The organism is Vulcanococcus sp. CPBay_Sum15L08_68 (assembly GCF_017855895.1).
Classification (GTDB): Bacteria; Cyanobacteriota; Cyanobacteriia; order PCC-6307; family Cyanobiaceae; genus Vulcanococcus.
Genome location: NZ_JAFMFX010000078.1, coordinates 1 through 7,596, shown reverse-complemented (window position 1 = coordinate 7,596; position 7,596 = coordinate 1). Strand labels below are relative to the sequence as shown.

Below are 7,596 nucleotides of genomic sequence, written 5' to 3'. Positions count from 1 at the left end.
GGATTAGCCGATGCCGGCGCGGGCGATGTCGAGCACATCGGCCATCGAGCGGATCTGATCCATGGTGTTGCTCAGCTGATTCGCGCTCTCCAGCTCCACCTTCAGGTCAATGCGTGCCGGGCGGCCAGGATTGGTGCGCACCCGGGCATCGCTGACATTGATGCGGTGGTCGGACAGGCGCGTGAGGATGTCCTTCAGCACACCCACCCGGTCGAGCACCTCAATCCGCAGTTGAACGGGATAGCGGCGACGCTGGGAATCACTGACCTGGGGATTCCACTGCACCGGCAGGCGGCGCTCAGCCGGCACTGAACCGAGGTTGGAGCAATCCTGACGGTGAATGGTGATGCCGTGGTTGCCGAGGGCGACCGTGCCGACAATCGCCTCGCCAGGGAGGGCACTGCAACAGCCGCCCAAGCGATATTCGAGGCCTTCGAGACCCAGGATCGGGCTGGCGTCGCCATGGCCCGTCAGGGGAGTCGATGGCCCCGAGGTCTGCTCCCCCTGCTGGGTGAGGTTGCGGGCGAGTTCTTCATCGCTGATGACCGGGGCCTCGGCCTCGGTGGCCAGGCGCAGCTCCTCCCGCAGGCGGTTCAGGACTTGATGGAGGGTGACGCCACCAAAGCCAATGGCCGCGAGCAGATCCTCGGTGCCGACGAGGTTGCAACGGCGCGCCACCTTCGCCATCGCCTCGCCGTTGAGGAGGGCGTCAAACCCATCACGACCCAGCTCGCGCTCGAGCATGTCGGTGCCGCGCTGGATGTTCTCCTCACGATGGCTCTTCTTGTACCACTGGCGAATGCGATTACGCGCCGTGGGCGTGGCCACGAAATTGAGCCAATCCAGGCTGGGGTGAGCCGTCTTGGAGGTCAGGATCTGAACGAAGTCGCCGTTCTGCAGCGGCGTTGCCAAAGGGCAGAGGCGATCGTTGATGCGTGCCCCTTGGCAGTGGTTCCCCACCTCGGAGTGAATGCGATAGGCAAAGTCGACTGGAGTTGAGCCATTGCGCAGGCCCACCACATCTCCACCGGGAGTGAAGACAAACACCTCTTCGTCAAAGAGGTCCTCTTTGATCGAGCGCAGGAAGTCCCCGCTGTCCTCACCCACGCCATCTTTTTGCCAATCCACCAGCTGCCGCAGCCAGTTGAAGCGCTCGGCATCCGATCCGGTGGCGGCGGGGGATCCGCCCTCTTTGTATTTCCAGTGGGCTGCGATGCCGAACTCCGCCACCCGGTGCATCTCGGCCGTGCGGATCTGGACTTCAATCGGCCGATGGCGACCAATGACCGCCGTATGCAGGGACTGGTAGCCATTGGGCTTCGGCAGCCCGATGTAGTCCTTGAAGCGACCAGGAATCGGGCGGAAGGTGTCATGGACCACCGCCAGGGCGCGATAGCAACTCTCGACGTTCGGGCAGATGATCCGCAGTGCCGCCACGTCGTAGATCTCGTGGAAGGCCTTGCGTTGGGTCTGCATCTTGTTCCAGATGCCATAGAGGTGCTTGGGCCGTCCACTGACCTCGCACTCACCCAAGCCCACGGACGACAACTTGCCGCTGAGGATGTCGGCGGTAACCCCCAGGCGCTCCTCGCGGTCACTGCGCTTGCTGGAGACCTGCTGCTGCACGTCGCGGAAGGCCTCGGGCTCGAGGATCTTGAAGGCCAGGTCCTCCAACTCCCACTTGAAGCGACCAATGCCCAAGCGGTTGGCTAAGGGGCCGTAGATCTCACGCGTTTCCCGGGCAATCCGCTGCTGCTTCTCGGGCTTGAGCGCACCGAGGGTGCGCATGTTGTGCAGGCGATCAGCCAGCTTCACCAGCACCACGCGGATGTCACTGGCCATCGCCAGGAACATCCGGCGCAGGTTTTCGGCCTGGGCCTCGGTCTTGTTGGTGAAGTGAATGCCCCCCAGCTTGGTGACCCCTTCCACCAAGCCCCGCACCTCAGAGCCGAAGTGCTGCTCGATCTCCTCTGGCGTGACCTCGGTGTCCTCCACCACGTCATGGAGGAATCCAGCGGCGATCACCCCCGCACTGGCACCGATGTCACGCAGCAGATCAGCGACCGCCACGGGATGGCAGATGTAGGGCTCCCCGCTGGCCCGCACCTGGCCGTCATGGAGCTGAAACGCGAAGTCGAAGGCTGAGGCCAGCAGCGCCTCGGTGTCGGTGGGGCAACTTTCCCCGACCCCAGGGGGAACGTGCTCAATGCAGGTGTGCAGCCACGCCGGCAGCTCAATGCCGTAGTCCGCGGGGCTGTTGATGATCCGTCTGCCGAGCGCCGCTCCTGGGCCCTGGCGTTCAGCAGCAGCCGCTGCCCCACTGGAGGCGGACCGTTCTGCCGTACCGGGCACCGCCTGGAGCATTGCGCTCTGCGATTTCCACCATCGTATGCAGTGGCCCTCACAAACCGACCACAGGTGAGGGTTTGCCCTTCCCGCACCTGCCAGCCTGGGTGGAGTGCTGTTGCCTGACCATGGCCGCCCCAGCCCATCCCGGTGCGGTCCTGGAGCTGCAAGGCCTGCGCGTGCGCTACCCGGGGAGCCAGAGCAACACCCTCGATGGCCTCCATCTCCAGTTGAACGCGGGTGAACGCCTCGCCCTGGTGGGACCCAGCGGCTGCGGCAAAAGCACGGTGGCCCGAGCCGTGCTGCAACTGCTCCCCCAGGGCAGTCGCTGCCAAGGCGGACTGTTGCTCAAGGGCAGGGATCCAAGGACCCTCAGGCGCTCCGAACTGCGGCGGCTGCGGGGCGAGGCGGTCGGCCTGGTCTTCCAAGACCCGATGACCCGGCTGAACCCCCTGATGACGATCGGCGAGCACCTGGCCGACACCCTCAGCGAACACCGCCCGGCCTGGCAGCAGGCACGAATCCGTGAACGGGCTCGGGCCTTACTCCAGCGGGTCGGCATCACCGAGGAGCGCTACAGCAGTTATCCCCACGAGTTCAGCGGCGGGATGCGACAGCGTCTCGCCATTGCCCTGGCCATGGCCCTGCGCCCCGCCCTGGTCATTGCCGATGAACCCACCACCAGCCTGGATGTGGCCGTGGCCGGGCAAGTCATGCAGGAGCTGTGCGACCTCTGCCGGGAGGCCGGCAGCGCCCTGTTGCTGATCAGCCATGACCTGGCCATGGCCGGGCGCTGGTGCGATCAAATCGCCGTCCTGGATCAGGGCCGACTGGTGGAGCAGGCCCCAGCGACCACCCTGCTCACCCAACCCCAATCGCCCCTGGCCCAACGGCTCGTGGGGGCCGCGCGGGCCCGGGAAGGCGGTGTCACACCCGCCCCATCCAATGCCTCTCCCCTGCTGGAGCTGGAGGGACTGCGCTGCTGGCATCCCCTGCCGGGATTGCCCTGGCAGTCCCGCTGGTACCGGGCCGTGGACGGGGTCAGCCTGCAGCTGCGCCACGGCGAAACCGTGGGTGTCGTTGGCGCCTCCGGTTGCGGCAAGAGCACCCTCTGCCGCGCCCTGATGGGGCTGACGCCGGTCCGGGGCGGCAGCGTGAAGCTCAAGGGCGTTGATCTCATGCGCCTGCGGGGTGAGGCCCTGCGTCAGGCCCGGCGGCGCATCCAAATGGTCTTTCAAGACCCGCTGGCCTGCCTGAACCCAGCGATGACCGTGGGGGAGGCCATTGCCGATCCACTCTTGATCCATGGGCTCGCCAGCCCAGCGGCCGCCCGTGAACAGGCCCGGCAGTGGCTGGAGGCCGTTGGCCTGCAGCCGCCCGAGGCCTTTGAGGGGCGCCTGCCCCGCCAGCTCTCCGGCGGTCAGCAACAGCGGGTCGCCATCGCACGGGCCCTGGTGCTGGAACCGCAGGTGCTGCTCTGCGACGAGAGCGTGAGCATGCTCGATGCCGAAGTCCAGGCCGAGGTGCTGCAGCTGCTGCGCTCCCTCCAGGACCGCCTCGGTCTGGGGCTGATCTTTGTCACCCACGACCTGGCGGTGGCCAGTGGCTTCTGCCAGCGGGTCGTGGTGCTCGATGGCGGCAAGATCGTCGAAGAGGGGCCCGGTGATCAGCTGCTCAGCCAGCCCCAGGCCGCCATCACTCGGACTCTGGTGGAGGCGTGTCCACGCCTGCCCGCCGCCTCAGCAGCTTGAGCAGCTTCTCCATCACCTCCGGCAGGGGGGCCTCAAACAGCATTCGGTCCTTACGGATCGGGTGATCCAGACCCAGCTGGAAGGCATGGAGCGCCTGACCGGGCAGGGTCAACGGCAACTTGCGGCAGCGGGAATAAACCGGATCCCCAACGATGGGATGCCCGATGTGGGCGCAGTGAACCCGGATCTGGTGGGTGCGGCCGGTGTCGAGCTTGAAGCGCATCAGGGCGTAATCACCCAGGCGCTCCAGCAGGGTCCAGTGGGTGCAGGCATGGCGCCCGGAGCCGTCATGGACCACCGCGTACTTCTTGCGATCGGCGGGATGGCGGCCGATGGCCCCAACGATCGTTCCGTTGTCCCCGGCCGGGGCTCCGTGAACCACCGCCAGGTATTCCCGGGACGCCACGCGCTTCTGGATCTGCACCTGCAGCTTGACCAGGGCCTCCTGGCTCTTGGCCACGACGATGCAGCCCGTCGTGTCCTTGTCCAGGCGATGAACGATCCCCGGACGCATCTCGCCGCCGATGCCCGGTAGATCGGGGCAGTGATGCAGCAGGCCATTGACCAGGGTCCCATCCTTGTTCCCAGGGGCCGGGTGGACCGTGAGCCCGGCCGGTTTGTTGAGCACGATCAGGTGCTCGTCCTCGTAGAGGACATCCAGGGGGATGTCCTGGGGGATCAGATAGGGAAGGGGCTCCGGCGGCGGCATCCACAACTCCACCGTGTCGTTCAGACGCAGGGGGGTCTTGGCGCGGCCCGTGACTCCGTTGACGCGGACATAGCCCGCGTCGATGAACTTCTGAATCCGGGCCCGGCTCTGCTCGGGGCGTTGGGCCACGAGCCAGCGGTCCAATCGCATCGGCAGAGGTTTGGGGTAGGTGAGCGTCAGCAGCTCCCCTTCACCTTCCCCAAAACCACTCACGGCAACTCCAAGGCAATCGGTCCGAGCATGCCCCGGCGGAAGTCATCGAGGAACCGCTGGGCCATTCGCACCGTGTCGCCACTGGTATGCCGCTCAGCCGCTCCCGTTAACCAGCCATGGACATCCGGCTTGGGCGCGCCCTCCCCTGGCAGCGTCTCGACCGGGATGCCATAGCGACGCTCCAGCAGGCCGGGCTTGACCCCGGAGGTCTCCGCTGCCTCCAAGGCCGCGAGCATGTGGACAAAGGCCATGGCGGCGGCCTCTCCGTCGTAGGCCGCCTGGCCGATGTCGTCACAGAGCGCCAGACGCAGGGCAGCGAGCTGGTCATCCAGGCGAGGGGGCAACACCCCTGGTGCATCCAGCAGGTCCAAGTCCTGGCCAAGCCGGACCCAGCGCAGGCTGCGGGTCACGCCAGCGCGGCGGGCACTGTCCACCACTTTTTGGCGCACCAAGCGATTGATCAGGGCGGACTTGCCGACGTTGGGGAAACCCAGCATCAACGCCCGCACGGGCCTTGGGCGCATGCCGCGATTCCGGCGACGCTCATTGAGGGAATCCCCCGCTCGAATCGCCGCCTGCTGCAGCTGCTTGACCCCCGTGCCGGCCTTGGCATCACTCCACCAAGGGGTCTGGCCTTGGCCGCGGAACCAGGCGTCCCAGGCCTCCCGCGCCGCCACTGGAATCATGTCGCGGCGGTTCAAAACCAGCAGATGTTGCTTGCCTTGAATCCAACGCTGCAAACGGGGGTGGCCGGTGGCCGTCGGGATGCGGGCATCGCGAACCTCGATCACCAAGTCGACCTTGGCCAGGTTGTCGGTGAGCGCGCGCTCTGCTTTGGCGATGTGGCCCGGATACCACTGAATCGACGGGGCCGCGCTACTCAGCAGCTCACTCACGGCACCACCATCACGGGGCAAGGGGCCAACTGAATCACACGGGAGGCCGTGCTGGGGGCGTCCTCCGCTTCGAGGCTCAGCCCGCGGGTCCCCATCACGATCACATCGGCATTGATTTCATCGGCCACATCACAGATCACAAAAGCCGGTTTTCCTTCGCGCTCGAGCACCTCACAACTGACGCCCTGCTCTTGGAAGCGACCGCGGGCGTCCTCCAACAACGCAGCCACAGCAGCGGGATCGTCTTGACCGGGCTCAACCACGGAGAGCAGCACCAAACGGCTGTCGTGCTGCTGGGCCAACTTCAGGGCGAAGGCAGCGGTTTCAGCAGCCTGGCGGCTGCGGTCGATGGGGAAGAGAACGATCTCAAACATGGCCGGCTGGCCGGTGCACCCTCTGTCTAGCGCCGACAGCGCGGGGGGCCAGCAAAGCCATCGCTGAGCGCAAAAACGGGGCAACCCTTGACTGGCCCGCTAAATTCGCCCGACCTCTACCCCCTTGTCTCACCCATGGCGAAGCGCTCCCTGGCCAGCCTTTCCGCTGACGAGCTGCGCGGCAAGCGCGTGCTGGTTCGGGTCGACTTCAACGTTCCCCTGAACGACGCCGGCGCCATCACCGATGACACCCGCATCCGCGCTGCCCTCCCCACCATCAATGATCTGGTGGGCAAGGGCGCCAAGGTGATCCTCTCGGCCCACTTCGGTCGTCCCAAGGGTCAGGTGAACGAGGGCATGCGCCTGACCCCCGTGGCCGCTCGCCTGAGCGAACTGCTGGGCAAGGGCGTGGTCAAGACCGACAGCTGCATCGGCCCTGACGCCGAAGCCAAGGTCGCTGCGATGGCCGATGGCGACGTCGTGCTGCTGGAGAACGTCCGCTTCTTCGCCGAAGAAGAGAAGAACGAAGGCGACTTCGCCAAGAAGCTGGCCAGCCTGGCTGATGTGTACGTCAACGACGCCTTCGGTGCCGCTCACCGTGCCCACGCCTCCACCGAGGGCGTGACCCAGTACCTGAGCCCCAGCGTCGCCGGCTACCTGATGGAGAAGGAGCTGCAGTACCTGCAGGGCGCCATCGATGAGCCCAAGCGTCCCCTGGCGGCCATCGTCGGCGGCTCCAAGGTGAGCTCCAAGATCGGCGTGCTCGAGGCCCTGCTCGACAAGTGCGACAAGATCCTTGTCGGCGGCGGCATGATCTTCACCTTCTACAAGGCCCGCGGCATGGCCGTCGGCAAGAGCCTGGTGGAAGAGGACAAGCTGGAGCTGGCCAAGGAGCTCGAGGCCAAGGCTGCTGCCAAGGGCGTTCAGTTCCTGCTGCCCACCGACGTGGTGCTGGCCGACAACTTCGCCCCCGACGCCAACAGCCAGGTGGCCAAGGTGGATGCCATCCCCGACGGCTGGATGGGCCTGGACATCGGTCCCGATTCCGTCAAGGTCTTCCAGGACGCCCTGGCTGACTGCAAGACCGTGATCTGGAACGGCCCCATGGGCGTGTTCGAGTTCGACGCCTTCGCCGCCGGCACCAACGCCATCGCCACCACCCTGGCTGACATCAGCGGTAAGGGCTGCTGCACGATCATCGGCGGCGGTGACTCCGTGGCTGCTGTGGAAAAGGCCGGCCTGGCCGACAAGATGTCCCACATCTCCACCGGCGGTGGCGCCAGCCTCGAGCTGCTGGAAGGCAAGGT

At 66.1% G+C, this 7,596-nt stretch carries 6 protein-coding genes; 2 read left to right on the top strand and 4 right to left on the bottom strand.

From position 1 onward, the window contains the following. Positions 1-3: 3 nt before the first annotated feature. Entirely contained in the window at positions 4-2,364 is a 2,361-nt protein-coding gene (locus QZ189_RS10095; protein ID WP_296416239.1) for a bifunctional (p)ppGpp synthetase/guanosine-3',5'-bis(diphosphate) 3'-pyrophosphohydrolase, read from the bottom strand. A gap of 110 nt (positions 2,365-2,474) precedes the next feature. Here QZ189_RS10095 and QZ189_RS10090 point away from each other — a divergent pair, with 110 nt between their 5' ends. Next, positions 2,475-4,097 (top strand): ABC transporter ATP-binding protein, encoded by a 1,623-nt coding sequence (locus tag QZ189_RS10090; protein WP_296421685.1) that lies wholly within the window; start codon positions 2,475-2,477, stop codon positions 4,095-4,097. On the opposite strand, the gene QZ189_RS10085 is transcribed toward QZ189_RS10090, so the two are convergent. From QZ189_RS10085 to QZ189_RS10075, 3 genes are read right to left on the bottom strand one after another with little or no spacing between them, the layout of a single operon-like run. Further along, a complete protein-coding gene (locus QZ189_RS10085) occupies positions 4,042-5,019 on the bottom strand; it encodes an RluA family pseudouridine synthase (protein ID WP_247476823.1) in 978 nt (325 codons plus the stop codon). The two genes, QZ189_RS10090 and QZ189_RS10085, sit on opposite strands and share 56 nt — an antisense overlap. Next, on the bottom strand, positions 5,016-5,915 hold the full coding sequence (gene ylqF / locus QZ189_RS10080) for a ribosome biogenesis GTPase YlqF (RefSeq protein ID WP_296421684.1): 900 nt from the start codon (positions 5,913-5,915) through the stop codon (positions 5,016-5,018). The genes QZ189_RS10085 and ylqF overlap by 4 nt, the downstream gene beginning before the upstream one ends. Next, on the bottom strand, positions 5,912-6,289 hold the full coding sequence (locus QZ189_RS10075) for a universal stress protein (protein ID WP_010313477.1): 378 nt from the start codon (positions 6,287-6,289) through the stop codon (positions 5,912-5,914). Before QZ189_RS10075 ends, ylqF begins: the two co-directional genes overlap by 4 nt. Before the next feature lie 135 nt (positions 6,290-6,424). Between QZ189_RS10075 and QZ189_RS10070 the strand changes: the two genes are divergently transcribed. After that, the coding region (locus QZ189_RS10070; protein WP_296421683.1) for a phosphoglycerate kinase at positions 6,425-7,596 on the top strand (1,172 nt) is incomplete at its 3' end.